Origin of the sequence: Faecalicoccus acidiformans (assembly GCF_014202635.1) — a bacterium.
In the GTDB taxonomy this organism is placed as follows: Bacteria; Bacillota_I; Bacilli_A; order Erysipelotrichales; family Erysipelotrichaceae; genus Faecalicoccus; species Faecalicoccus acidiformans.
The window spans coordinates 89,761-111,231 of the sequence record NZ_JACHHD010000002.1 but is presented as its reverse complement, the minus strand read 5'-3'; the positions used below and the strand labels follow the sequence as shown (position 1 = coordinate 111,231).

29 protein-coding genes are annotated in these 21,471 nt (G+C 43.2%); 18 read left to right on the top strand and 11 right to left on the bottom strand.

Annotation, left to right across the window (positions count from 1 at the left end; translation table 11 throughout):
• Positions 1-15 precede the first annotated feature (15 nt).
• On the top strand, positions 16-336 hold the full coding sequence (locus tag HNQ43_RS01555) for a hypothetical protein (protein ID WP_183374115.1): 321 nt from the start codon (positions 16-18) through the stop codon (positions 334-336).
• A 33-nt stretch (positions 337-369) separates the two neighbouring features.
• On the opposite strand, the gene HNQ43_RS01550 is transcribed toward HNQ43_RS01555, so the two are convergent.
• The 3 genes from HNQ43_RS01550 to HNQ43_RS01540 are packed head-to-tail and all read right to left on the bottom strand — an operon-like array spanning position 370 to position 2,255.
• Positions 370-906: a flavin reductase gene (locus HNQ43_RS01550; RefSeq protein WP_183374113.1), complete on the bottom strand. Its 537-nt coding sequence runs from the start codon at positions 904-906 to the stop codon at positions 370-372.
• A gap of 2 nt (positions 907-908) precedes the next feature.
• On the bottom strand, positions 909-1,394 hold the full coding sequence (locus HNQ43_RS01545; RefSeq protein ID WP_183374111.1) for a peptidylprolyl isomerase: 486 nt from the start codon (positions 1,392-1,394) through the stop codon (positions 909-911).
• 3 nt (positions 1,395-1,397) lie between these two features.
• Positions 1,398-2,255 carry a DegV family protein gene (locus HNQ43_RS01540; protein WP_183374109.1) on the bottom strand — a complete coding sequence of 286 codons (858 nt, stop codon included), beginning with the start codon at positions 2,253-2,255 and terminating at the stop codon, positions 1,398-1,400.
• Positions 2,256-2,332: 77 nt separating this feature from the next.
• Here HNQ43_RS01540 and HNQ43_RS01535 point away from each other — a divergent pair, with 77 nt between their 5' ends.
• Genes HNQ43_RS01535 through HNQ43_RS01520 form a run of 4 tightly spaced genes read left to right on the top strand, consistent with a single transcriptional unit; the run spans position 2,333 to position 6,648 of the window.
• Positions 2,333-3,064, top strand: coding sequence for an LD-carboxypeptidase (locus tag HNQ43_RS01535; protein ID WP_183374107.1), 732 nt, complete (start codon positions 2,333-2,335; stop codon positions 3,062-3,064).
• A 4-nt stretch (positions 3,065-3,068) separates the two neighbouring features.
• Positions 3,069-3,881 carry a hypothetical protein gene (locus tag HNQ43_RS01530; RefSeq protein ID WP_183374105.1) on the top strand — a complete coding sequence of 271 codons (813 nt, stop codon included), beginning with the start codon at positions 3,069-3,071 and terminating at the stop codon, positions 3,879-3,881.
• The gene (locus tag HNQ43_RS01525; protein WP_183374103.1) at positions 3,841-5,820 is read left to right on the top strand and encodes an ATP-dependent DNA helicase RecG; all 1,980 of its coding nucleotides are present in this window, start codon (positions 3,841-3,843) and stop codon (positions 5,818-5,820) included. Before HNQ43_RS01530 ends, HNQ43_RS01525 begins: the two co-directional genes overlap by 41 nt.
• A gap of 9 nt (positions 5,821-5,829) precedes the next feature.
• Complete coding sequence (locus HNQ43_RS01520) at positions 5,830-6,648, top strand: hypothetical protein (RefSeq protein ID WP_183374101.1); 819 nt, start codon at positions 5,830-5,832, stop codon at positions 6,646-6,648.
• Positions 6,649-6,662: 14 nt separating this feature from the next.
• On the opposite strand, the gene HNQ43_RS01515 is transcribed toward HNQ43_RS01520, so the two are convergent.
• Positions 6,663-7,439, bottom strand: coding sequence for a type III pantothenate kinase (locus HNQ43_RS01515; RefSeq protein WP_183374099.1), 777 nt, complete (start codon positions 7,437-7,439; stop codon positions 6,663-6,665).
• A 1-nt stretch (position 7,440) separates the two neighbouring features.
• Complete coding sequence (coaBC, locus tag HNQ43_RS01510; RefSeq protein WP_183374097.1) at positions 7,441-8,634, bottom strand: bifunctional phosphopantothenoylcysteine decarboxylase/phosphopantothenate--cysteine ligase CoaBC; 1,194 nt, start codon at positions 8,632-8,634, stop codon at positions 7,441-7,443.
• A gap of 97 nt (positions 8,635-8,731) precedes the next feature.
• Between coaBC and HNQ43_RS01505 the strand changes: the two genes are divergently transcribed.
• Genes HNQ43_RS01505 through HNQ43_RS01485 form a run of 5 tightly spaced genes read left to right on the top strand, consistent with a single transcriptional unit; the run spans position 8,732 to position 11,726 of the window.
• The gene (locus tag HNQ43_RS01505; protein ID WP_183374095.1) at positions 8,732-9,880 is read left to right on the top strand and encodes a glycerate kinase family protein; all 1,149 of its coding nucleotides are present in this window, start codon (positions 8,732-8,734) and stop codon (positions 9,878-9,880) included.
• Positions 9,877-10,395 (top strand): thioredoxin domain-containing protein, encoded by a 519-nt coding sequence (locus HNQ43_RS01500; RefSeq protein WP_183374093.1) that lies wholly within the window; start codon positions 9,877-9,879, stop codon positions 10,393-10,395. The genes HNQ43_RS01505 and HNQ43_RS01500 overlap by 4 nt, the downstream gene beginning before the upstream one ends.
• Positions 10,396-10,451: 56 nt before the next feature.
• Positions 10,452-10,841 (top strand): Inorganic pyrophosphatase, encoded by a 390-nt coding sequence (locus HNQ43_RS01495; RefSeq protein ID WP_183374091.1) that lies wholly within the window; start codon positions 10,452-10,454, stop codon positions 10,839-10,841.
• A gap of 47 nt (positions 10,842-10,888) precedes the next feature.
• Positions 10,889-11,431, top strand: coding sequence for a rubrerythrin (rbr, locus tag HNQ43_RS01490; RefSeq protein WP_183374089.1), 543 nt, complete (start codon positions 10,889-10,891; stop codon positions 11,429-11,431).
• 31 nt (positions 11,432-11,462) lie between these two features.
• A complete protein-coding gene (locus HNQ43_RS01485; RefSeq protein ID WP_183374087.1) occupies positions 11,463-11,726 on the top strand; it encodes a hypothetical protein in 264 nt (87 codons plus the stop codon).
• Here HNQ43_RS01485 and HNQ43_RS01480 read toward each other — a convergent pair.
• The 3 genes from HNQ43_RS01480 to HNQ43_RS01470 are packed head-to-tail and all read right to left on the bottom strand — an operon-like array spanning position 11,723 to position 13,498.
• Positions 11,723-12,637: a GNAT family N-acetyltransferase gene (locus tag HNQ43_RS01480; protein WP_183374086.1), complete on the bottom strand. Its 915-nt coding sequence runs from the start codon at positions 12,635-12,637 to the stop codon at positions 11,723-11,725. The two genes, HNQ43_RS01485 and HNQ43_RS01480, sit on opposite strands and share 4 nt — an antisense overlap.
• Positions 12,627-12,881, bottom strand: coding sequence for a hypothetical protein (locus HNQ43_RS01475; RefSeq protein ID WP_183374084.1), 255 nt, complete (start codon positions 12,879-12,881; stop codon positions 12,627-12,629). The genes HNQ43_RS01480 and HNQ43_RS01475 overlap by 11 nt, the downstream gene beginning before the upstream one ends.
• 17 nt (positions 12,882-12,898) lie before the next feature.
• The gene (locus HNQ43_RS01470; RefSeq protein WP_183374082.1) at positions 12,899-13,498 is read right to left on the bottom strand and encodes a YigZ family protein; all 600 of its coding nucleotides are present in this window, start codon (positions 13,496-13,498) and stop codon (positions 12,899-12,901) included.
• Positions 13,499-13,568: 70 nt separating this feature from the next.
• On the opposite strand from HNQ43_RS01470, the gene HNQ43_RS01465 reads away from it, so the two are divergent.
• From HNQ43_RS01465 to nth, 5 genes are read left to right on the top strand one after another with little or no spacing between them, the layout of a single operon-like run.
• A complete protein-coding gene (locus HNQ43_RS01465; RefSeq protein ID WP_183374080.1) occupies positions 13,569-14,033 on the top strand; it encodes a YbaK/EbsC family protein in 465 nt (154 codons plus the stop codon).
• Positions 14,034-14,052: 19 nt separating this feature from the next.
• Complete coding sequence (locus HNQ43_RS01460) at positions 14,053-15,477, top strand: uracil-xanthine permease family protein (protein WP_183374078.1); 1,425 nt, start codon at positions 14,053-14,055, stop codon at positions 15,475-15,477.
• Positions 15,478-15,516: 39 nt separating this feature from the next.
• Positions 15,517-15,975: a hypothetical protein gene (locus HNQ43_RS01455; RefSeq protein WP_183374076.1), complete on the top strand. Its 459-nt coding sequence runs from the start codon at positions 15,517-15,519 to the stop codon at positions 15,973-15,975.
• Positions 15,975-16,505 (top strand): DnaD domain-containing protein, encoded by a 531-nt coding sequence (locus HNQ43_RS01450; protein WP_183374074.1) that lies wholly within the window; start codon positions 15,975-15,977, stop codon positions 16,503-16,505. The genes HNQ43_RS01455 and HNQ43_RS01450 overlap by 1 nt, the downstream gene beginning before the upstream one ends.
• Positions 16,502-17,143 carry an endonuclease III gene (gene nth / locus HNQ43_RS01445; RefSeq protein WP_183374207.1) on the top strand — a complete coding sequence of 214 codons (642 nt, stop codon included), beginning with the start codon at positions 16,502-16,504 and terminating at the stop codon, positions 17,141-17,143. The genes HNQ43_RS01450 and nth overlap by 4 nt, the downstream gene beginning before the upstream one ends.
• A 10-nt stretch (positions 17,144-17,153) precedes the next feature.
• Here nth and HNQ43_RS01440 read toward each other — a convergent pair whose 3' ends face one another.
• The 3 genes from HNQ43_RS01440 to HNQ43_RS01430 all read right to left on the bottom strand — a co-directional run bounded on the left by HNQ43_RS01440 (position 17,154) and on the right by HNQ43_RS01430 (position 19,465).
• Positions 17,154-17,720, bottom strand: a complete 567-nt coding sequence (locus HNQ43_RS01440; RefSeq protein WP_183374072.1) for a xanthine phosphoribosyltransferase — start codon at positions 17,718-17,720, stop codon at positions 17,154-17,156.
• Positions 17,695-18,897: a hemolysin family protein gene (locus HNQ43_RS01435; protein ID WP_183374070.1), complete on the bottom strand. Its 1,203-nt coding sequence runs from the start codon at positions 18,895-18,897 to the stop codon at positions 17,695-17,697. Before HNQ43_RS01435 ends, HNQ43_RS01440 begins: the two co-directional genes overlap by 26 nt.
• Before the next feature lie 118 nt (positions 18,898-19,015).
• Positions 19,016-19,465, bottom strand: a complete 450-nt coding sequence (locus HNQ43_RS01430) for a CBS domain-containing protein (RefSeq protein WP_183374068.1) — start codon at positions 19,463-19,465, stop codon at positions 19,016-19,018.
• 149 nt (positions 19,466-19,614) lie between these two features.
• On the opposite strand from HNQ43_RS01430, the gene HNQ43_RS01425 reads away from it, so the two are divergent.
• The 3 genes from HNQ43_RS01425 to HNQ43_RS01415 are packed head-to-tail and all read left to right on the top strand — an operon-like array spanning position 19,615 to position 21,466.
• Positions 19,615-19,980, top strand: a complete 366-nt coding sequence (locus tag HNQ43_RS01425; RefSeq protein WP_244957006.1) for a GntR family transcriptional regulator — start codon at positions 19,615-19,617, stop codon at positions 19,978-19,980.
• The gene (locus HNQ43_RS01420; protein WP_183374064.1) at positions 19,977-20,672 is read left to right on the top strand and encodes an ABC transporter ATP-binding protein; all 696 of its coding nucleotides are present in this window, start codon (positions 19,977-19,979) and stop codon (positions 20,670-20,672) included. Before HNQ43_RS01425 ends, HNQ43_RS01420 begins: the two co-directional genes overlap by 4 nt.
• On the top strand, positions 20,666-21,466 hold the full coding sequence (locus HNQ43_RS01415; protein WP_183374062.1) for a hypothetical protein: 801 nt from the start codon (positions 20,666-20,668) through the stop codon (positions 21,464-21,466). Before HNQ43_RS01420 ends, HNQ43_RS01415 begins: the two co-directional genes overlap by 7 nt.
• Positions 21,467-21,471 lie beyond the last annotated feature (5 nt).

The window sequence follows — 21,471 nt, the reverse complement described above, 5'->3', positions numbered from 1 at the left end:
GAAAGAAGGCGAAATATGCAAAAAGATAAAAATCAAGAGCTTTGGATACAAATTCATCGGCAGGTTAAGGAGATGGCTAAAGAACTGAATGAAAGTGCAGCTTTTGTATTTGCGCTATTCTGGCTTGGTGATAAAGCTATAGTCCCTGTTTTTCGATATGATCTAAGGGAAGAAGATATTATCGCAATCCTGGTTTCGCTTATTACGCAAGAGAAAAGGCAAAACGACAGAGCTGTAGATTGGCATAAAATCTTTATGACCGTTCTGTCCTATATGGATTCTTCTCAACTAGATTCTTTTTTGGAAAGATTTGAAGACTCAAAAAATTGGAATTAAAAAGGCTATCCGGTTTAATATTTTGGATAGCCTTTAATCTATGATTTCATAAGCCTTGATTATCTTAGCGATATACATGGTATGTACATCTGGTTTTTCTTTGACCGGCTTTGAATCATCGATTGGATAATACTGTCTTTGAATTGTTTCAGGAAGCAGATCATATTCCTGGGCCTGAGAATAAAGAACCTGGCATTCTAAAGTTAACGGAAGCTCTTTGATTGCCGGAACGTTGATTTGTTCAGGATCTACCAAGGTCAAACCCAAATCTTGTATCTTATCGGTGTCCTTGCCGGAATGAGTTCCGCAATAGCTCAAAATACGAGGGTCGGTTTCTTGATTGGGAACGCTGATTGTAAACTCTCCCGTCGCAGCCAAGATTTCTTTTGTGTAGCGGCTTTGTCGGACAAAGGCGATAAACACAGGTTCCTTCCATTCAATACCGATCGTTCCCCAGCCGATGGTCATCGTATTGACTTTTTCTTGGAGTTTCGTGGTCAAAAGCGCACCATTTGCCAAGCGATAGAGAACTCGATGAGATTCTTGCAGGATATTGATTTCTTTTTTCACACTTATTCCTCAATGGTAATGGAACGCATTTTTTGTTCGGTCAATGGTCGATCTTGAAAATTAGTTCTTGTCCCGGCGATTTCATCGACAACATCCATGCCGTCTGTCACTTTTCCAAAAGCAGCGTATTGACCATCTAAATGGGGAGCATTTTCATGCATGATGAAAAACTGAGAGCTTGCGGAATTTGGATCCATGGCGCGTGCCATGGAGAGAACACCGCGTTCATGTTTTAGATTGTTTTGGAAACCGTTTGCTGCAAATTCTCCCGGAATGTTTTTCTTGCTTCCGCCCATGCCATTTCCCAGAGGATCACCGCCTTGGATCATAAACCCAGGAATCACGCGATGAAAAATCAGACCATCGTAAAAATGATCGTTGACTAAATTCACGAAGTTTTCAACTGTTTTTGGGGCGACAGAAGGGTAGAGTTCGGCGTGGATCTCTTTTCCATTTTCCATCGTGATACAAATTTTAATTGTTTCCATTTTTTAAACCTCCTCGATAAATTGGATACAAGTGCAGCCCATTCCCGTATGAACCGCAATCACACTGCTGATGACTTCACGTGTGATGTTTTCTCTAGGCATGCCAGCCTGGATCAAGGCTTTCTCCATCTGCTCAAGACCAGCGGGATATTCGGTATCGATCAGAAATACTTTGGTTGTTTTTAGATTTTTCATCTGGCCGATCACCTGTTCCATGGCATACTGATACGCTTTTGTCTCTGTGCGAACCTTAGATAAAACATCGATCTTTCCCTGCGTGGATCGATTGATCTGCAAGATGGGAAAAATTTTGAGAAGCGAAGCCATTCGTGCTGCGACCGGTGTTAAGCGCCCACCGCGTTTGAGATGATCCAAATCTTTGACTAAGATCACAGAATTTGCATTTTGGATCTTTGGTTCTAAGATTTGGACGATTTCATCTGCACTTTTTTGCGCATCGACTAATTCCTTCGCTTTCAGGCATACGTACTTCTGGATCTGGCATGTGCTGTAACAGTCAATCAAGACAAATCGCAGTCCCAACTCCCGGGCAATCGATTCCATTGTGGATGCGGTCGTTGAAAGACCCGTTGTCAAAGGGACGCCCAAGATGGTGTCATAGCCGTTTTCTTTCAAATGAAGAAAGCATTCTTCTATCCTTGAATAGACCGGCATGCTGGTTTTGGGCATTTCTTTGTTTTTTAGTTTATGATAGATTTTCTGGGTTGAGATCTCTTCGATATCTTGATAAGACTTTTCACCAAAGGTGATTTGTAACGGTAATAAGTGGATTCCTTTTTGTGCAGCCTCTTGAAAAGACATATTGGATCCGGTATCGGTTACAACTGCAATTTTTTCCATATGGCTCCCTTCTTTGTTTTCTAGCTTGAAGATGGTAATATTATAACATCATCAACATTCGTGTAAAGGAGGAAACCATGACGAAAACGATTGCTTTGTCTCGTTTATCGAATCCTGTTAAAAGAAAAGATCTGGAAGGCGTGATTCAGTTTTTTCAAGATCGGCAAGTACGAGTCTTAGTCAGTCCTGTGCTGGAACAGGATGTGGATGGAAAAACTCGAGCTTCCATTTTGAATGATTGGTTTTCTCAAGATGTAGACGCTGTTTTTGATGTTTCCGGAGGAGATCTTTCTATAGAGACATTAGAGTATATTGACCTGGATCAATATCAGAAAAGTCATACTCTTTTTTTCGGTTATAGTGATTTGACTCCGATTTTAAATGTACTGGGAAAGATTCGAAAAACGATCCTTTTTCAGATTCGCCATCAGACGCGTATGGAACAATGCCTGGAATTTCTGGAACACGGATCCCAGGACTTGTTTTGGGATTCGAAGGCGTATGTGGGCGGAAATATTCGTTGTTTTCTCAAACTGGCAGGCTCGCCATATTTTCCGGTTCTGGCGGGAAAAGATATTTTTTTAGAAAGTTATTCGGGAGATCTTTATCGTATTCGATCGTATATCCAGCAGTTTGAATGGATGCCAGGATTTTCACAGATCCGTTCTTTGACATTTGGGGAGTTTACGATGTTGAAAGAAGATCGAAGATGGCTCAAAGAATGGGCCAGACGACAGAATTTTCCGGTCAAACTGACTGAAGAAGTCGGGCATGGCCGGTTTTCCAAAGCGTTGTGGATCAAGGGGTGAAGGTATGAAATCAAAGGTCAATCTTTCTTATCAATTTAAAGAATTGTCCAAACCAATGGGATGGGCGATCTTATTGAGCTTTTTGTACAATATCGTTTATATTTTTGGAAGTGCTTATCTGGGGGCCAGTTTAGCACTTTACTTTTTGATTGTTTTGTTAAGCCTGGTTTCGGCCGTGGGATTCTATTGGATCTGCCTGTGTGCCTGGCAAGATCATCCCAAGCTGGACAAGGCGGCTTTGCTGCCGATTGTTGTATATCAGGGGATTTTAATTACCTTAACCATGGGGATCCTTTCTCCTTTGCATACGGTGATCGCCAGTATGGATCTTTGGTATCTGACTCTTCCTTATCAGATCGTCTGTGCTTTGTTGATCGTCCTGGCACAACCTATAGAACTATGCATGTTTACCAGTTTAGCCAAAGGAAAGACAACCTTTTCGCAAATCAAAACGGATATGAAAGAAAAACTGAAGCGCTCATTCAAACCCATTTGGAATCGGTATGCCTTGATTTTACTGATGGTGATCTTTTTAGACAGTTTGGTAGGGGCTCCCTTATCGATGGCGAGCGGGCTGGATGCGTTTTCAATCTTATCGGGGCTTGTATTCTATGCCAATCCGATGTTCTCCTGGATGTTTGCGTTTACCATGGCTGCGGGATTGGGGATGACTTCAAGCATTATCGCATATCTGATCTTGTTGTTTGGCATCGGGATGGTATATCTGATCGTAGAATGTAATTATTTGTCAATGATAAAGAAAAATTGGATTACAGATGGAACTAAAAAAACTAAAACTCACAAAAAGAAGAAGTGAATTATTAAAAAAATATGATGTGGAAACAGTAGAAGATGTCTTGCGAATCTATCCTTTGCGTTATGAGACGATTCAAGCCATTCCTTTTTCGTCATGGCAAGAGGGCGATTCGGTTTGTTTTGAGGGCTTGATCAGTTCTTCGGTTACGATCATTCGCTTGCAGGGAAGAAGATCCATGACGCGATTTACTGTCATCAGCTGGGATCAGGAAATCCAGATCACTTTGTTCAACCGCCCTTGGAAAGAGATGTTTCACTTTGGCAAGACCATCACGTGTTTTGGAACGTACCAAGGGAAAAATAAGGTTACGGTCTCGCAATATAATTTTAAACCATTGCACCTGCAAGAAGGGATTCGCCCGATCTATCCGCTTCGTGATGGAATGAAACAATCGGATATGATATCGATCATGCAGGGCGCTTTATCGTTGGCCGATCAGGTCAAGAGCCTGGTTCCCAAACGATATATCAATAAATATCGATTGATGGATCTGGCTTCGTGTTTAAAAGCCATCCACCAGCCGCAAAACGATGCCGATCTAAAAGCGGCGATCCGAACATTGAAGTATGAAGAATTCTTGCGTTTTCAATGTGTGATGCAGGCACTTTCTCATGAACAAAGAGGCGACATCAAGTCTCCAAAGCAGTTTGACCACGATAAAATTCTTTCGTTTATCAATCAGTTTCCCTATGCGTTGACTCCCGACCAAGAAAAAGCCATTCATGAAGTTTTAGAAGATATGGCCAGCTCAAGAATCTTATTCCGATTGGTACAAGGAGACGTAGGATGCGGAAAAACCATGGTGGCCAGTGTTGCCTTATATGCGTGTCTTCTATCCGGAGAGCAAGCCTGCTTTTTGGCGCCGACAGAGATCTTGGCTCGCCAGCATTATAAAACATTACAAGCGCAAGGCCTGCCTGTTTCTCTTTATGTATCCAGTCTTCCTGTTCGTCAAAAGAAAGAGATTCTGGAGTCTTTGCGGACGCAGAAAATCCAGCTGGTCGTAGGGACGCATGCCCTCTTTCAAGAGGGTGTGACTTTTAAAGATCTTGGTTTGGCGGTGATCGATGAACAACAGCGATTTGGAGTTCGCCAGCGTCGCGCCTTGTTGGAAAAAGGAAAAGCGGTTGATGTGTTGATGATGTCAGCCACACCGATTCCCCGAACGGCAGCTCATTTCTTATTTGGCGATCTGAGTGTTTCCAATATCAAGACCATGCCTCCGGGACGAAAACCAGTGATCACAAGATATGTGACTGGAAAGACGATGAAGCCGATTTTACAAGAGATTATTCAGTATACGCAAGAAGGCCATCAAGGATATGTGGTTTGTCCGTCCATTGAAGACTCGCAAGAGATGGATCTGCGCAATGCGATCTCGATTTATGAAGGGATGAAAAACACCTTGACGCAGTTTCGCTTCGGCTTGCTGCATGGAAGATTGAAAGCGGAAGAAAAAGAAGCAGTGATGATGGATTTTTCACAGCATAGAATCGATATCCTGGTTTCCACGACTGTGGTAGAGGTGGGGGTCGATGTGGCCAATGCGACATGGATGGTCATCTATGATGCACATCGTTTTGGTCTAAGCACTCTGCATCAGCTGCGCGGACGTGTGGGACGAAGTGCAGACCAGGGGCATTGTTTCTTGTTGAGCACAACCAAAAATCCGCAGGCAATCGAACGTTTAAAGATGCTGGAAAAGAATACGGATGGTTTTTCGATCACAGCTTATGATCTGCAGACTCGAGGACCAGGAGATGTTTTAGGGGTTCGACAAAGCGGGATTCCCGGATTTTTATTTGCAGACCCCGCAAAAGATGTGGCCATGATGTCCTGCTGTATTGAGGATGCCAAGGAGATCTTGCGCCGACAAGAAGATCAGGCTTTGTTAGCGTATGTGTCGCAAGCACTGGAAAACGCTTCGTATTTCGATTAGAATAGGCGTATGGAACAAGATAGAATCAAAGATAAAGCTCTGTATTTTGCCGGAATCTTATCCATGTGTATTCTCTTGGTCAGCGTTGCCTATTTTTTCTTCTTGCGAACCATTCAAATTGATCTGCAAAAAAGTATATCTTTACATTATACCGGAGAAAATGGCATGGCTTCCCTGGAAGTGGAAGTCATAGGGGATGATCTCAATCAGCGGGTCCAGGAGTTTTTAGATACAGTACTTTTTGAAGTGAGCCCGAATACAAATCTTTCCAATGGCGATGTGATCACGATTACCGCAACCTATGACGAGAATCTGGCACAACGATATCATTACGAGGTCAAAAATGCGACCATGGAAATCACGGTGGAAGGGCTGCAAGACCGATATGCATCTTTAGAACAGATTGATCATGATTATCTGAGCGCCATATTGGATGCTTCTGAAACCTATGTATGGGATCATGAAAATGATATTTTCTCTTTGAATCATGAGACCTCTAAGGAAGAACAATGGGAACTCACTCGCCTGCAGCCTTGTTATGGAGCGTTTTTGAAGTCAAAAAGCACATCGGCCAGCGATCGCGTGATCCAGATCTATCAATTGGATTTCAAACAGAATGATCAAGTTTTCACGTTGTATTACTTGGTTTGTGTTCCGGAAATCAATGATGGAATGGAAATCCAGACTCAAGATATTTTCGGGGAACGCGCCTACTTAAGCGATGCCGAAATCGAATCTGGTGATTATGCCAGCTATGTCAATCGTGTTTTTGGACAACAGTATCAAATCGAGTCCATCGACCTTTCGGCATTGGATGAATCAGAATAAAAAGAGACAGCGAATCACTCGGCTGTCTCTTTGTTTTTATCATAAATGACTTTTAATCCTTTAAAGATCAAATTGGGATCGTAAACATCAATTTGCGGGATGTGAGAACAAACAACACGCCCCAATCCGCCAGTTGCGACAACTTTGAAGTCGTTGCCTAATTCTTTCCGATATTGACGAATGGTATATTCGACTCCGCCTAAATACTGGTAGAAGATCCCGCCCTGCATCTCCGTCTTTGTGTTTTTCGAAAGAATGGTGTTTGGACGCTTGATCTCGATTTCAGGCAATTGAGCTGTTTGGGTCCAAAGGGCATTGGCACCGGTTTCGATGCCGACACTGATCGAGCCGGCTTTAAAACAGCCGTTTTCATCTACGTAGTCATATGTTGTCGCCGTGCCGAAATCGATGATCAGAACAGGACCGCCATATTCAAAGAAAGCACCGGCACAATCGGCAATGCGATCCGAACCGACACTTTTCGGGTTCTCTAGCTGAACGCTGATTCCGCTTTTGACACCCGGGCCGACAATGATCGGCTCGATTCCTAAAAACTTCTTGATTCCGTTTTGAAATGAGTGCATGACTTTGGGTACTACACTGGAGACGATCACGTCCTGGATATCTTCTTTATAAACTTTGGAGTTATCTAAGAAAGTCTTCAACATAAATCCGTATTCATCGCTGGTGCGACGTACTTTCGTAGTTAACCGGTAATTTCCGATCAGCTCATCCTGATCAAAGATACCGATGGTAATATTGGTATTACCGATATCGATCGCTACTAACATCTTATCGTTCCTTTTCTATTTCTTTCATGGTTTTTAAGATTAGAACACCTAAGTCTTCTTTGGCGATCTTAGGCAAATGTTCCAAATGATCTTGAGTTATTATGGTTACGACATTGGTGTCTGTCTGAAAACCAGCGCCCGGTGTCTTGAGGTTATTGGCAATCAAAAGATCACAATTCTTTTTGATCATTTTTTCGCGGGCATTTTGATCCAGATCACGTGTTTCCATCGCAAATCCACAGACGATTTGGTTTGGAGCCTTGTGCTGACCGATCCAGGCCAGGATATCCGGGTTGCGAACCATTTTTAAGACAAGATCCTCGCCGGTCTTTTTGATTTTGTCCTGAGCGGCGACAGCCGGCCGGTAATCAGCCACGGCAGCGGCCATGATGATGTAGTCTGCCTGAACAGACTCTTCTTTCATGGCAGTAAACATTTCTTGGGCACTTGTCACAAAAACCGGTTTGACGCCTTCCGGAATCGGCAAATGAACAGGACCGCTGACCAAGGTCACTTCGGCTCCCATGCGCTTAGCGGCTTTGGCTATCGCATAGCCCTGTTTCCCGCTCGAATGGTTCGTGATATATCGCACCGGATCCAGGGATTCTTGTGTCGGACCGGCACTGATCAAGACGCGTTTTCCTTCCAATAGAGATTCATCCAGGAAGTAGTTTCGGATCGTTTCTACGATCGTCTCTACCGCAGCCAGTTTTCCTTTCCCTTCCACATCACAGGCTAAGTGGCCTGTTTCTGGTTCAATGATCTGTATGTTGAAATCTTTGGCTTTTTGCAGGTTTTGCTGCGTAACAGGATTTTCATACATATGAGTATTCATGGCAGGAGCAATCATCTTATCGCAATGACAAGCTAAAAAAGTAGAAGTCAGAAGATCATCGCTGATACCGTGAACGACTTTTGCGAGTACATTGGCAGTGCAAGGGACCAAGATCACAAGATCGGCCCAAGCTGCTAAATTGATATGGGCAATAGGGTCGGGTGCATGGGGGTCAAACAGATCCACTTCACAACGATTCTTGGATAAAGTAGAAAAAGAAAGCGGTGAAACAAACCGGGCAGCATGTTCGGTCATCATGACGCGGACTTCCAGATTGCTTTTTCTAAGCTGACTGACGATATCAAGCGCCTTGTAGGCTGCGATACCTCCCGTAACACCGATTAAAACGTGTTTTTTCATAGGGTCCTTACCTTTCAACATTCAGATTATAGCACGAAAATCAAGCTCGAAAAGTGGTTTTTCTCTAGATTCGCGAAGAGTGTGATAAACTAAGAATATGAAGTTTGTAGTCGCCTGCGATTCTTTTAAAGGCTGTATGACTTCTCAGGAAGCCGTCCAGCGCATTTCCAAAGGAATCCAAAACGCAAATCCAAATCATACAGTCGCTGCTTTTCCAATGTGCGATGGAGGCGAAGGGACCATGGAAATCCTTTGCCAGATCGAAAAAGCGCAGATCACTGAGGTTGAAACCGTCGATGCGTATGGGAAACCAGTCATTGCCTCATATGGGATCTTGCCGGAAAAGAAGAAAGCGATCATGGAAGTTGCCAGCTGCATCGGTTTAAGCATGACGGAAAAGAAACGTCGTAATCCGATGATTGCGAATAGCCGTGGTATTGGGAAGATGATCAAGGACGCTCTCAAAAAAGGGTGTACGACGATCGTGATCGGTTTAGGAGGGACTGCGACCAACGATGGCGGTATGGGACTTTTGCAGGAGCTAGGCCTTCGTTTTTATGATAAAGAGAATAAATCTCTTATATGCGGGGCTTACAGTTTAGGAAAGATTCATCATATTGATGCAAGCCGCTTAATAGATCTTGATCATGTACAGATCTTGGCGGCAGCCGATGTGCGCAATCCGCTATTAGGACCGAAAGGAGCAACTTTTACCTTTGGCCGTCAAAAAGGGCTTTTTCCATCACAGCTGACGATGGTCGATCATTGGATGCGGCGTTATCGTGATGTGATGCAGAAGACATTCGGTGTCGATTTGGATGCGATTCCCGGCGGAGGAGCGGCTGGCGGGATCGGTGCTGTGCTGGTGGGCATTTTACATGCTCAGATGCAGTCTGGAATCACGATGTGCATGGAAGGCTATCAGTTAGAAAAAGTGATCCAAGAAGCGGATATCGTGATGACCGGAGAAGGACAGACCGATCTTCAGACACGATATGGGAAAGTTCCTTTTGGTGTTGCTCAACTGGCCAAGAAGTATCATAAGCCGGTACTTTGCCTGAGTGGAGCGCTTGGCTTGGGATATCAGGAATTGTACCAGGATGGATTTGACGGGTTATATGCGAGTGCGGATCGGGCCATGGATTTTATGACGGCATTAAAAAACGGTCCGGAAAAATTAGAAAATTTAGCTTTTTCGATTACCAGGACGATCGATGCGATCGTAAGAATGGAGGACGATCAATGAAGTTTTTAAAGAAGTGTTTAAGTCTGGTTTTTCTTTCTTTCCTGTGCTTTGGCTGCACGATGAGTCAGGAAGCTTTTCAAGAAATCGATGTGAGTGCACAGGAACTTCAAGAAAAGTTAGATGCGAAAGAAGATTTTGTTTTGATTATTGAACGAGAAGGCTGTTCGTATTGCGAAGCGATCGATTCCTATATTGAAACGACGCAAGAGGAACATCCAGGCATTGTTTTATATCGTTTAGATATCACGGATTTTGATTTGGTTCGCCAGGAAGAAGACGATATGACTTTGGTCTCTCAAAGCGAAGAAGGCCAGATTCTGCTCGATATGGCCCCTTATTTCTTATATACTCCAACGCTTTACATCATTGAAAATGGAGAAGCGACCCAAGCCGGAATCGGCTATGATGAGACAACGAAGGAAGTGTCATTATGGGATGTGGATTCTACGATTGATTTTGATCAGGCCAAGGGACAGGAGTTCTGGTCCTTTGTGGAAAGCGGACAAGCCGAATAGAAATCTTTTCTAGAATCTGTTATAATTTACATCACAGAAAAGAGGGGAACTCTATCATGGAACAATTAGAAAATAACGCCTATTTCTGGCAGAAAATGGATACTCTTTTATTGAGCAGCACGTGTAAGATTGCTCATGAAAAAGGTTCTGCTCATCCCAAATATCCTAATTTGATCTATCCTGTGGACTATGGATATCTCCAGGATACGGTAGGAACGGATTCCCAACCGATCCATGTATATAAAGGCAGTTTGAAAGCCCAAAATGTGGATGCGATCGTCGTCAGTGCGGATATCTTAAAAAAGGATTGCGAAGTCAAATTGTTGATTGGATGCAATGAGGATGAAAAGTTAAAGATCCTGGAGTTTTTAAATCAGACTCAGTTCCAGAAAGCCATTTTGATCCAGAGAGGGAATCAGATTCCTGGCTGGGCAAATAATGATTGATTTGATAGGATTTATGGTACAATGAAAACAGATGAGGAGGTTCAATCATGGAATTAAAAGGTTCAAAAACAGAGCAAAATTTATTAGCGGCATTCGCCGGAGAAAGTCAAGCCAGCATGAAATATCAATATTATGCTTCGCAGGCAAAAAAGGACGGATATGTAAAGATCCAGAACATTTTTGAAGAAACTTCAAAAAATGAAAAAGAACATGCAAAATTATGGTTTAAGGCACTGCATGGAGGAAAAGTTCCAACAACTGCGGTCAATTTGAGTGATGCCGCCGATGGAGAAAACTACGAGTGGACAGATATGTATAAAGAAATGGCAAAAACAGCCCGCGAAGAAGGCTTTGATCAAATTGCCGAACAGATGGAAGGGGTTGCGGCCATCGAAAAACATCATGAAGCTCGTTATCGTGCCATGTTGAAAGAAGTGGAAGAAAATACATTCTTTACCAGCCCTACGGAAACAGTTTGGATCTGCTTGAACTGCGGTCATATTCATTTTGGCGACAAAGCACCGGAAGAATGCCCGGTTTGTGCACACTCACAAGCTTATTTCCAGATCTTAAAAGAATACTATGAATAGGAGCTGTCAATTGACAGCTTTTTTTTGACATATGAATCAATCAGTTCAAACCACCCCGGAAGCGTTGCGTCTTCTTAAAGAAGGACAGATCCTGATTTCAGATTCACGGGTGATCTTGTTTCAAAAAGGGGAGCAGCTCTATGCCAAAGGAATCTCGTGGCAGGCTGCTTTATCCCCAAATGATTTTCAAAGACTCTTTGATCAGAACACTTTCTGGGTTTATGAAAAAAAGGAAGAGAAGATCTCTTCCGAAAAAGATGAAGATTATTATCAATGGGCGAGCCGCTATCTTTAGTCGATCATGTGATTCCAGATCGGCTTTTTTAATGCCGCAAAGGCTTCTTTGGCATGATGGACGTTTTCTTTGGACCAAACAGAGAAGAGCTTATAGTTGTTCAGTCGAGCCAGAACCGTTCCCTGCTTGCGCGGAATTTCCATGGGGAACAGTTTATCGAATCGCTCCTGATTTGAAACGATAAAACTTAAAGTTTGACAGCGCTCTTTGAGATAGGCGAAACAGTCTAAGATCGCATCTGCATCCAAGTATACCAGGATCTGAATTTCGATGTGTTCTTTGTTGATGCGATAGATCGCAAATCCTCGTAATTCTCTTTGATCATCCACGGCTGTGATCACGCGATGGTTACAATTGAGATAGAGGCGGATCGCATTTTGAAATTCTTGCGGATCCAAGCGTATCGAGCCGTCAAAATGAGAGAGAAATTCATGATAAAGCGGATAAAGATCTATGTCCGGACGATAGATCTGCACGTGCTGAGCATATCCTTGATTCCAGTTTTCCATTTCCAACCAGTAATATTTTGTTGAAGAGACGGGTTGAAAACTCTTGGACTCCAAAAGCTTCGGGAAGTTGGTATAGGCCAAAGTGATCAGATGGTTACAGGCGGCATAATTCATGCAGGCCTCTAAAAGTTCGCTGAAATAGCCGCGTTGCCGATAGTCAGGCAAAGTGCATGCCAAGCTGAGAACTAAGGCTTCACAAGCTTTTCCCTGATAAAAAAAAGTGCGCTTTTTCGTTTGCAGGCAGGCGACGATCTTTTTGTCTTCCACAGCACAAAACATGCCTGAAGGGTCATATTTATATTTCATCCATGCACTGACATCCAAACTGTCCATGTGAAGACAAGAGCGGGCAATCAGACGCCGTATTTCTTTCTCTTTACCGTAAGAATGATCAAGAATCATGGCCGTCGTCCTCTCTTTCCGTGTATTCTACATCGATGGCTCCATGTTTCGGCTCTTTTCGCGCATAGCTTTCATTTTGATATTCAGAATAGAAGGGATCATTTTCCTGTGTTGGCTTGCGAAAGCTTTTGATCACATAATAGATGGCCCATAGAAGGAATAAAGGAAGTAAGACGGGTGCTAAAAATTGAAATAAGGCAATCAAAACCAAAATAAATACAAAAAAAACTACAAAATATGCCATACTGTTCACCTTCTTTATTATAACACAGTTTCATGAGCTTTCTCTTTGACAAACTCGCAGGTGCATTGCCCTCCTGTCAGTTCCATAAAAGAAGTTTCCAGGCTTTGAGAAGAAAGGACATGATAAACTACTTTTTGATCGTAGTCTTTGGATTCAATTTGGCAATCCATCCGATGCAATGCCGCATCGATCTTTCCGATCCAAGTATAGTCAAAAGTCAGGATATATTCTTTCCATAGAGAAACGGTGGTCAACGTCGCCAAATCTAAAGCTTCTTTGACAGAATCGGAGTAGGCTTTGACCAAACCGCCGGTTCCTAATTTGATACCTCCAAAGTAACGTACAACAACGGCCAAGATCTGATCCATCTCTTGTTTAAACAACACATTGAGCATCGGACGACCAGCCGTTCCGGCCGGTTCGTGATCATCGTTGGAACGACAGAGATCACCGATGATCAAGGCTGTGCAATGGTGAGTGGCATCCGGATGTTTTTTCTTGATGAATTTTATAAAATCTCGAGCATCTTCTTCACTTTCTGTACGATGCAGATAGGTTATGAAACGGCTTTTTTTAATTTCGAGCGTATGGGTGATATCCTCTTTGATCCGTGGCATAATTTTATCCTAAATTATTTTACTTTGAGGCGCAAGCGAAATATAATGGAGGTCTAAACGGAGAAAAACAATGTCTATAGAACGCGTAAGAGAACAGTTTCGGCAATGGGGTATCGAAAATCGGATCCAAGAGCTGGATCAAAGTTCAGCCACGGTCAAACTGGCTGCCCAAGCTTTAGGTTGTGAAGAAAGACAAATCGCCAAGACCTTGGCTTTCCAAGTGGAAGAGCGGTCTGTGCTGGTCGTGGCAAGTGGAGATGCACGCATCGATAATGCCAAGTTCAAACGCTTTTTTCACAAAAAGCCACATATGATCGCAAAAGAAAACGTAGAACATCAGATTGGACACTCGCCTGGCGGCGTCTGTCCGTTTGCCGTTAATCCAGAGGTTCAAATCTATTTGGACATTTCTTTGCGGTCTATGAATATTGTTTATCCGGCTTGCGGAAGTTCAAATTCTTGTATCAGAATGACGATCGAGGAACTTGAAAAAATCACGAATCCCATCGCCTGGGTCGATGTCTGCAAGGAGTAAATCAGGAAAGGGAAAAGAGATGAAGAAAGAAAATGTAAAAATCGACAAGGAAACGCCGATTCAGGAGGTTTGTGAAGAGAACCTGTATTGTCTGAATGGCCGTGTTCCTTTGCGCAAGGCCATTCCTTTTGGTTTACAACATGTTTTGGCCATGTTTGTCGCAAACTTGGCGCCGGTTTTGATCGTATGTGGAGCCGCAGTGGTTCAAGGAACGGACCATGGCTTGACTCCTGCCGAGATCACACAGATCTTACAATGTGCAATGTTTGCGGCTGGTATCGGGACAACGATGCAGCTTTATTCATTTTGGAAGATCGGCTCGCGTTTACCGATCGTTATGGGGGTCAGCTTTACGTTCTTAGGAAGTTTGTTGATCATCTGCACCAATCCGGCGCTGGGATACGAAGGAATGATTGGAGCCGTGATCCTTGGCGGTATCTTTGAAGGCTTAGTGGGTCTGAGCGCTAAATATTGGAGGCGCTTTTTGACTCCGGTCGTTTCGGCTTGTGTCGTTATTGCCATAGGGCTTTCGCTTTTGTCCGTGGGAATGGATTCCTGGGGCGGCGGCAGCGGTGTCGAAGATTTCGGGGCCTGGTATCATTTATTCGTCGGGGCCTTTACTTTGATCGTTTGTTTGGTCTCCCGCTATCTTTTAAAGGGCGTGTATAAAAATTTGAATATTCTTGTCGGTTTGATCGCTGGATATTTATTGGCCGCTGTTTTTACATTTACCGGAATCGCACCTATGATCGATCTTTCTACGATTGGTCAAACTGTTTCCCAAGTGGGTGTTTTCAGCCTTCCTAAGCTGGTGTTCTTGACGGAACACAAACCGATTTTTGATGTAGGTGCCTTTTTTACGATTGCCATCGTCTTTTTGGTTTCGGCTGCGGAAACGACAGGAGCTACAACAGCAGTTTGTACAGGAGCGCTCAATCGTGATATCAAGACCGAGGAATTACAAGGTTCTTTGGCAGTTGATGGTTTTTCCAGTGCCATTTCAGGGTGTTTTGGCTGTTTGCCGCTGACATCCTTCAGCCAGAATGTCGGCCTGGTCACGATGACGCGTGTAATCAACCGGTTTACGATCTTTATGGGAGCTTTGATCTTGATCCTGGCTTCTTTATTTCCGCCTCTGGGAGCTTTCTTCAATTCGATTCCTCAGTCTGTTTTAGGGGGCTGTACGGTGATGATGTTCGGATCGATCATGTACGAAGGAATCAAAATGTTGAAGGAATGTGTTTTTGATGACCGTACGATGATCATCGTTTCTCTGTCCTTTTGTATAGGAGTTGGATTGACACAGACTTCTGGAAACTTCTTTTCTTGTTTCCCACAGGCTGTCGGAGATATTTTTAATGGGAATGCCGTAGCTGGTGTTTTTGTCGTATCCTTGTTGTTGAGCCTGTTTTTGCCGAAAGAAAAAGATCATCAAAAGGAATGATGATTCGTGTATAATTAGAATCAGTGAAAGGGGGATCCTATGGCAAAGAAAAACCGCAAGTATGGAGCACGATTTACAGCTTTGTTGGGGATCCTCTTTATTGTGCTTTTTTCTGTTCTTTGGGCGCTGTTTATCAGCGGACCTAACCGGATCCAAGAAGAAAATCAAGAGCAGATGATCGCACAGATTGAAAAAAACAATCCGGATATCCAAGGGTTGACGATCCATCAGTTTGATTATCTGACCGCTCAAGGATATACGGAAACAACTTTATACTGGTTTGATGTCACGGGAAACGAGATCACGACCCGGGATATCAGCACGTTGGATTATCAAAGAGCTCGTGATATCGCATCGGAAGATTATGGAATCGAAGCAGAAAGCGTAGAATTAGGATATGGATATGACAACCCGGTCTATGTTATCCAGGGAGCAGACCGAATGCTTCTGCTGGATTATGACAGCTTCGTCCGTGTCTATGAAAGGGAGGTTCAGTAATGGATTGGAATGCACCATATTTGGATCATAAGATCTGGATCTTAGATCATTTAGAACAGCTGCATTGTGAACCCAAAGAGGCGTTGGTGCTTTTGTTGATCGATCTGTATAATGATTTGCGGCAACCCATCCACCATGAAGAGATAGCTCAAAAGCTAGGGATAGATACCGACGAAGTTGAATCTTTATTTTTGTCGCTGGCCGATAAAGGATATTTAAGGATTGCTTATCAAGAGGGCATCATCAAATTTGATATTGAGGGTGTTTATGCTCAGCGCCTGAAACAAGACCCTTCCCAGCATCGATCGCTGATTGAAGAATTTGAAGCGGAGTTTCGGCGCCCGTTATCTTCGATGGAGATGGAACGGATCTTACAGCTGGGAGATGAATATGAACCGCGAATGGTGATCTGTGCTTTGAATGAGGCGGCGGTCTATGATAAGCGCAATCTGAATTATATCGAAAATATCTTACTCTCTTGGCGACAGAAAGGATTGAGCGTGGAAGAAGTGGAGAGTGGGAAACGATGAATGCCAATGAGATTCTTGATCAAATCGAACAAATCTTTCCCCATGCTCAATGTGAGCTGCATCATCAAAGTTCTTTTCAACTCTTGGTGGCTGTTGTGCTCAGTGCTCAGACAACGGATGCCTCGGTCAATCAAGTCACGCCGGGCTTGTTTGCGGCCTATCCGACAAGCAAAGCGATGGCACAAGCATCGGTTTCAGAGATTGAAAGCTATATCCGGCGCATAGGACTTTATCGCAATAAAGCTCGTTCGATCCATGATCTCAGCCTTGTTTTAGAAGAAGAATATGGAGGGCAAGTGCCTTGTTCCATGAAAGAACTGATGTCTTTGCCTGGGGTTGGTCGTAAAACGGCCAACGTGGTGCGTAGCGTCGCCTTTGATATCCCCAGTTTTGCGGTCGATACCCATGTGGATCGTGTTTCAAAGCGTTTGGGATTGGCCAAGCCGCAGGACACTGTGGAGAAGGTCGAGGAAAAGTTAAAACGCAAGATCGATCGCAATCGATGGAATCAGGGTCATCATGATATGATTTTCTTTGGCCGCTATCTTTGTACGGCCAGGAATCCGCATTGCGATGCGTGTCCCTTCGTAAAAATTTGCAGAAAAGATAAGCTAGAAGCGTATAAGCAAAAAAAATAAGATCCTCTGGTTATTTCCAGAGGATCTTGTTGTCTTTCATGGCTTGGATACGAGCCAGGGAATAAATGTCATATCCTTTTTCTTCAATCAGGGCTCTTCCTTTTTGGAAACTCTTCTCAATGACAATGCCGACACCTACAACATGAGCACCGCATTGTTGGATCAAATCTTCTGCTGACAAGAATGCTTGCCCGTTGGCTAGAAAGTCATCAATGAATAAAACACGATCATTTTTTGAAAGAAATTGGCGCTCCATACATAAAGTATATTTACGATTCTTGGTAAATGAAAAGGCTTCTGTATAGACTGGGTCTAACATCGTGCTGGGTTCGCTTTTTTTCATGAAGATCACGGGGACATCCATGCAGTCGCCGGCAAATACGGCAGGAGCGATCCCGCTGGACTCGATCGTTACGATCTTTGTCACGTTTTGATCTTGGAAATGAGCGGCAAATTCTTGGCCGATTGCTTTCATCAAGCGACAGTCGATCTGGTGATTCAAAAATGAATCCACTTTGAGAATATCATCGTTGATGATCGTTCCTCTTTGTTCAATGGCTTCCTGCAGTAATTTCATGTTCTTCTTCCTCTTTCTTCTTTTTGATTTGTACGATCGTTTCCACGACGCGATGATTTTTCATCTCTTTGACAAAGACATCCATATTTGGACAGTGAACTTCGAAGCGTTCTCCGTCTTCCGGGATCGAACCGTAACATCCTAAGACATAGCCGCCAAAGGTATCGTAGTTGTCCACCGGCAAGGAGATGCCTAGCGTATTTTGTACTTCTTCCAGGTCTGCAAATCCATAGATGCGATAGGTTTGATCACCCAGCGCCTGGATCTCTTCAGGATCTTCTTCATCTTCTTCTTCGTACATCTCCCCTAAAATCGTTTCTACGATATCGTGAAGAGTGACGATTCCAGACATGCCGCCATATTCATCAATGACGATCGCAAAATAGTATTTTCGTTTTTTCATCTCCATGAAACAGTCATCTGCTTTTGTGTTTTCCAAAATGAAGAGCGGCTTGTCCATGGCGTGGGACAAAATCTGTTCACGATCCCGAATATCCATCCGGAAATAGTCGCGAGTATCCAGGACACCGATGATATCATCAGAATCTTCCTGACAGATTGGATAAAATGTATGACGGTTTTTCTGGATGATGTCATTCCAGATTTTCATATCATCTTCTAAATAGAGACAAACTACTTCGTTGCGATGAGTGCAGATCTCTTCGACACTAGTATCATCAAAGGCAAACACGTTTTCAAACAATTCTTTTTGGGGTTCTTCCAAATGGCCGCCTTTTTGCGATGTATTGATCATTTCGCGGATATCTTCTTCCGTGACTTCCTCTGTTTCATTGAACACGGGGATACGAATAAAGAAAGTAAAAGGTGTGCAAACGACATGTAAAAGCCGGTACAAGAAACCGATGCGAGGCGTTAAGTTCTTTTCTTGACGAACACCTAGACCTTTACAGAAACGATGGATGATCATAAAAGAATAAGTGACAAATGCCAAGACGATGATCAAAGGGATGATCCAGTGGTCCTTATCTAAATAGATCGATTCCCAAAGAAACAAAGAATAGCCCACCGTAACAAGCACTTCTAAAAACTGCATGGTTACGATCTGAGGCATTCTTTTTCGTTTTTTCGCATTCTGATTGCTGTTGAGGGTTCCCTGAAAAATAGAAAACATCCCCAAAAGTACGACATATAGAAGGGTTCCTAGAATCAATTTCATAGAAAACACCTCCCGGGTCGGGGATGTGCATCCTCTGATTTCATGTCAGCATCTCTCCTTTGATTTGAGTCAATCATACACTATTTTTGATAAAGAGAAAAGAGCACGACGTGCTCTTTTAACTCTGGACATAGACTTCTTCTTCTGGATACCTTCTGATTTCTTTTTGCGTCTTCATCAAATGATGAAGCAGGCGCCTGCGGGTAACGATTCCAATAAATATATTCCGATCATCAACAATGGGTACGAAGTTTTGTTTCAAAGATTGGTCAAACAGTTCTTCTACTGTCGCATCGATCATCATGGCGGGCGTAAAATCTGGCCGGATCAAATCTCTGATCGGGGTTGATTTTATCGTTTCATACGTTGTTTCTGGATGGTCGATAAAATACCAGAGGAAATCCCCTTCGTTGATCGTACCGATATATTCGCCTTTGGTGTTGATCACCGGTATCGCAGTATAACCATGTTTTCGCATGAGACAGAGGCCTTCTTCCAGATTCAGATCGTCATAGAAGAAAGTCACATCCTTTTTCATCGTTAAGAAAAAGAAGACATTTTCTTGCATATTTTTCTACCACCTTATGGGCCTTATCCTATCAAAAGATTATAGAAATTTAATAAAGAAATCGTGTGAAATTTTTGGGTTGACAAGGAAAGGGGTTGTTTGTATTATTGTATTAGATAACTAGTACAGTAATACAAGGAGGGATGAGATTGAACAATCCGTTTTCAAATGAACGACCTATTTATCTGCAGATTGTAGATCGTATCAAGGTCAAGATCATCACTAAGGAATATCGTCCGGGAGATAAGTTGCCTTCTGTTCGCGAGATGGCTTCTTTGATGCAGGTTAATCCGAATACGATGCAGCGGGCTTTCAGCATCCTGGAGTCGGAAGAATTGGTACGTTCTCATCGAACGAGCGGACGATATGTCGATCTGGATGAAGAAAAGATCGCTAAGTTAAGAAAAGATCTTGCCCGCGAACAGACTACGGCGTTTTTAGGTTCGATGGAACAAATGGGATTTACTATGGATGAGATCTTAGAGGAATTAGAAAAGTTGAGGGAAGAAAAATGAGTATCTTAGAATTGCACAACATAACGAAAAAGTTTGGATCTAAAGTCGCTTTGGATACGATCGATCTTACTTTACAGCCAGGGAGAATCGTAGGCTTATTGGGAACTAACGGCAGCGGAAAGACGACCATGATCAAATTGATCAATGATCTGTTGACACCGGATCAAGGGACGATTCAGATCGATGGCAAAAAGCCGGGGATCGATACTAAAAAAATCGTGTCATATCTTCCGGAGCGCTCGTATTTGGATCCTGGCATGAAAGTAAAGGAAGTACTGGATTTTTTTAACGATTTCTATGCGGATTTTGATATGGAAAAGGCGCAGGCGCTTTTGCAGGATTTCTCTATTTCTTTAGACAGCCGTATCAAGACGTTGTCTAAAGGAACGCGGGAAAAAGTGCAGCTGGTCTTGGTGATGTCGCGAAAGGCAAAACTCTTCATATTGGATGAGCCGATGGCCGGGGTCGATCCGGCGGCCCGCGATCATATCTTGGATACCATTCTTTCGAGCTATGATGAAAAAGCGACGATTTTGATCTCGACGCATTTGATTGCGGATGTGGAAAGAGTATTGGATGAAGTGATCTTCTTGGATCATGGCAAGATCACACGCCAGGAAGAGGCGGATTCTTTAAGGATCCGCACAGGGAAATCGATCGATCAGATTTTCAGGGAGGATTTCAGATGTTAGGATTGCGGTTAAAATATGATTGTAAAGCTTTGTTTCGAATGGTGTGGCCATTATATATTGTAGGAATCGTTTTACCGATCGGGATCCGGCTGTTTCACTGGATTCAGGATCTTCCCTTCTTTGATTCCTTTGTCTTTGAGATGATTTCTTTAATGTATGGAGGGATCTATTTCTTCTCTTTGGCCGCTTTGGTCATCTGGCCTATCGTTGTGACGGTTCGTGATTTCTTCAACACAATGTTGAAAGACGAAGGCTATTTGACAAACACACTGCCGGTATCGCGCAATATTCTTTTCTTGAGCAAAGAATTGGCAGGACTGACCATCTTCTGTCTGTCCGGTCTGGTTTTGATGCTTTCATTGTGGATCTTATCTTCGGACTTTTCTTTTGAGGTGATGTTTGCCGGACTGCCAATCCAGGATGGACGTACGATTGGATTTATCATCTTAATGGTTTTGATGATATTAGCTTCTTTCTATCAATCGATCACGATGTTTTTCTTATCGATGATGCTGGGACAGCTGCATAGTTTACACAAGGGACTGTTCAGTGTGGTCTATTATTTTGTGATTAGTTTTGGACTGCAGATCCTGGCGTTGATCTTATTGATGATCTTTGCCTATTTTGTCGACAACTTTCATCTGGAACAAGGATTCACGCTTTTTGTCACATCGTATGAATGGGTTGTTGGCATGATGTTGGTGGGTGCCTTAACGATCTACAACTTCGTGTTGGGAGGCATCTTCCACAGCGTAGGGGTATGGATCTCGAATCATAAATTAAATCTGGAATAGAGTCT

Bases quoted from the DNA above. Each gene is read 5' to 3' on its own strand.
- HNQ43_RS01555 (WP_183374115.1), top strand. From the start codon at position 16: ATGCAAAAAGATAAAAATCAAGAGCTTTGGATACAAATTCATCGGCAG.
- HNQ43_RS01545 (WP_183374111.1), bottom strand. From the start codon at position 1,394: ATGGAAACAATTAAAATTTGTATCACGATGGAAAATGGAAAAGAGATC.
- HNQ43_RS01540 (WP_183374109.1), bottom strand. From the start codon at position 2,255: ATGGAAAAAATTGCAGTTGTAACCGATACCGGATCCAATATGTCTTTT.
- HNQ43_RS01535 (WP_183374107.1), top strand. From the start codon at position 2,333: ATGACGAAAACGATTGCTTTGTCTCGTTTATCGAATCCTGTTAAAAGA.
- HNQ43_RS01530 (WP_183374105.1), top strand. From the start codon at position 3,069: ATGAAATCAAAGGTCAATCTTTCTTATCAATTTAAAGAATTGTCCAAA.
- HNQ43_RS01525 (WP_183374103.1), top strand. From the start codon at position 3,841: ATGGAACTAAAAAAACTAAAACTCACAAAAAGAAGAAGTGAATTATTA.
- HNQ43_RS01520 (WP_183374101.1), top strand. From the start codon at position 5,830: ATGGAACAAGATAGAATCAAAGATAAAGCTCTGTATTTTGCCGGAATC.
- HNQ43_RS01515 (WP_183374099.1), bottom strand. From the start codon at position 7,439: ATGTTAGTAGCGATCGATATCGGTAATACCAATATTACCATCGGTATC.
- coaBC (WP_183374097.1), bottom strand. From the start codon at position 8,634: ATGAAAAAACACGTTTTAATCGGTGTTACGGGAGGTATCGCAGCCTAC.
- HNQ43_RS01505 (WP_183374095.1), top strand. From the start codon at position 8,732: ATGAAGTTTGTAGTCGCCTGCGATTCTTTTAAAGGCTGTATGACTTCT.
- HNQ43_RS01500 (WP_183374093.1), top strand. From the start codon at position 9,877: ATGAAGTTTTTAAAGAAGTGTTTAAGTCTGGTTTTTCTTTCTTTCCTG.
- HNQ43_RS01495 (WP_183374091.1), top strand. From the start codon at position 10,452: ATGGAACAATTAGAAAATAACGCCTATTTCTGGCAGAAAATGGATACT.
- rbr (WP_183374089.1), top strand. From the start codon at position 10,889: ATGGAATTAAAAGGTTCAAAAACAGAGCAAAATTTATTAGCGGCATTC.
- HNQ43_RS01485 (WP_183374087.1), top strand. From the start codon at position 11,463: ATGAATCAATCAGTTCAAACCACCCCGGAAGCGTTGCGTCTTCTTAAA.
- HNQ43_RS01480 (WP_183374086.1), bottom strand. From the start codon at position 12,637: ATGATTCTTGATCATTCTTACGGTAAAGAGAAAGAAATACGGCGTCTG.
- HNQ43_RS01475 (WP_183374084.1), bottom strand. From the start codon at position 12,881: ATGGCATATTTTGTAGTTTTTTTTGTATTTATTTTGGTTTTGATTGCC.
- HNQ43_RS01470 (WP_183374082.1), bottom strand. From the start codon at position 13,498: ATGCCACGGATCAAAGAGGATATCACCCATACGCTCGAAATTAAAAAA.
- HNQ43_RS01465 (WP_183374080.1), top strand. From the start codon at position 13,569: ATGTCTATAGAACGCGTAAGAGAACAGTTTCGGCAATGGGGTATCGAA.
- HNQ43_RS01460 (WP_183374078.1), top strand. From the start codon at position 14,053: ATGAAGAAAGAAAATGTAAAAATCGACAAGGAAACGCCGATTCAGGAG.
- HNQ43_RS01455 (WP_183374076.1), top strand. From the start codon at position 15,517: ATGGCAAAGAAAAACCGCAAGTATGGAGCACGATTTACAGCTTTGTTG.
- HNQ43_RS01450 (WP_183374074.1), top strand. From the start codon at position 15,975: ATGGATTGGAATGCACCATATTTGGATCATAAGATCTGGATCTTAGAT.
- nth (WP_183374207.1), top strand. From the start codon at position 16,502: ATGAATGCCAATGAGATTCTTGATCAAATCGAACAAATCTTTCCCCAT.
- HNQ43_RS01440 (WP_183374072.1), bottom strand. From the start codon at position 17,720: ATGAAATTACTGCAGGAAGCCATTGAACAAAGAGGAACGATCATCAAC.
- HNQ43_RS01435 (WP_183374070.1), bottom strand. From the start codon at position 18,897: ATGAAATTGATTCTAGGAACCCTTCTATATGTCGTACTTTTGGGGATG.
- HNQ43_RS01430 (WP_183374068.1), bottom strand. From the start codon at position 19,465: ATGCAAGAAAATGTCTTCTTTTTCTTAACGATGAAAAAGGATGTGACT.
- HNQ43_RS01420 (WP_183374064.1), top strand. From the start codon at position 19,977: ATGAGTATCTTAGAATTGCACAACATAACGAAAAAGTTTGGATCTAAA.
- HNQ43_RS01415 (WP_183374062.1), top strand. From the start codon at position 20,666: ATGTTAGGATTGCGGTTAAAATATGATTGTAAAGCTTTGTTTCGAATG.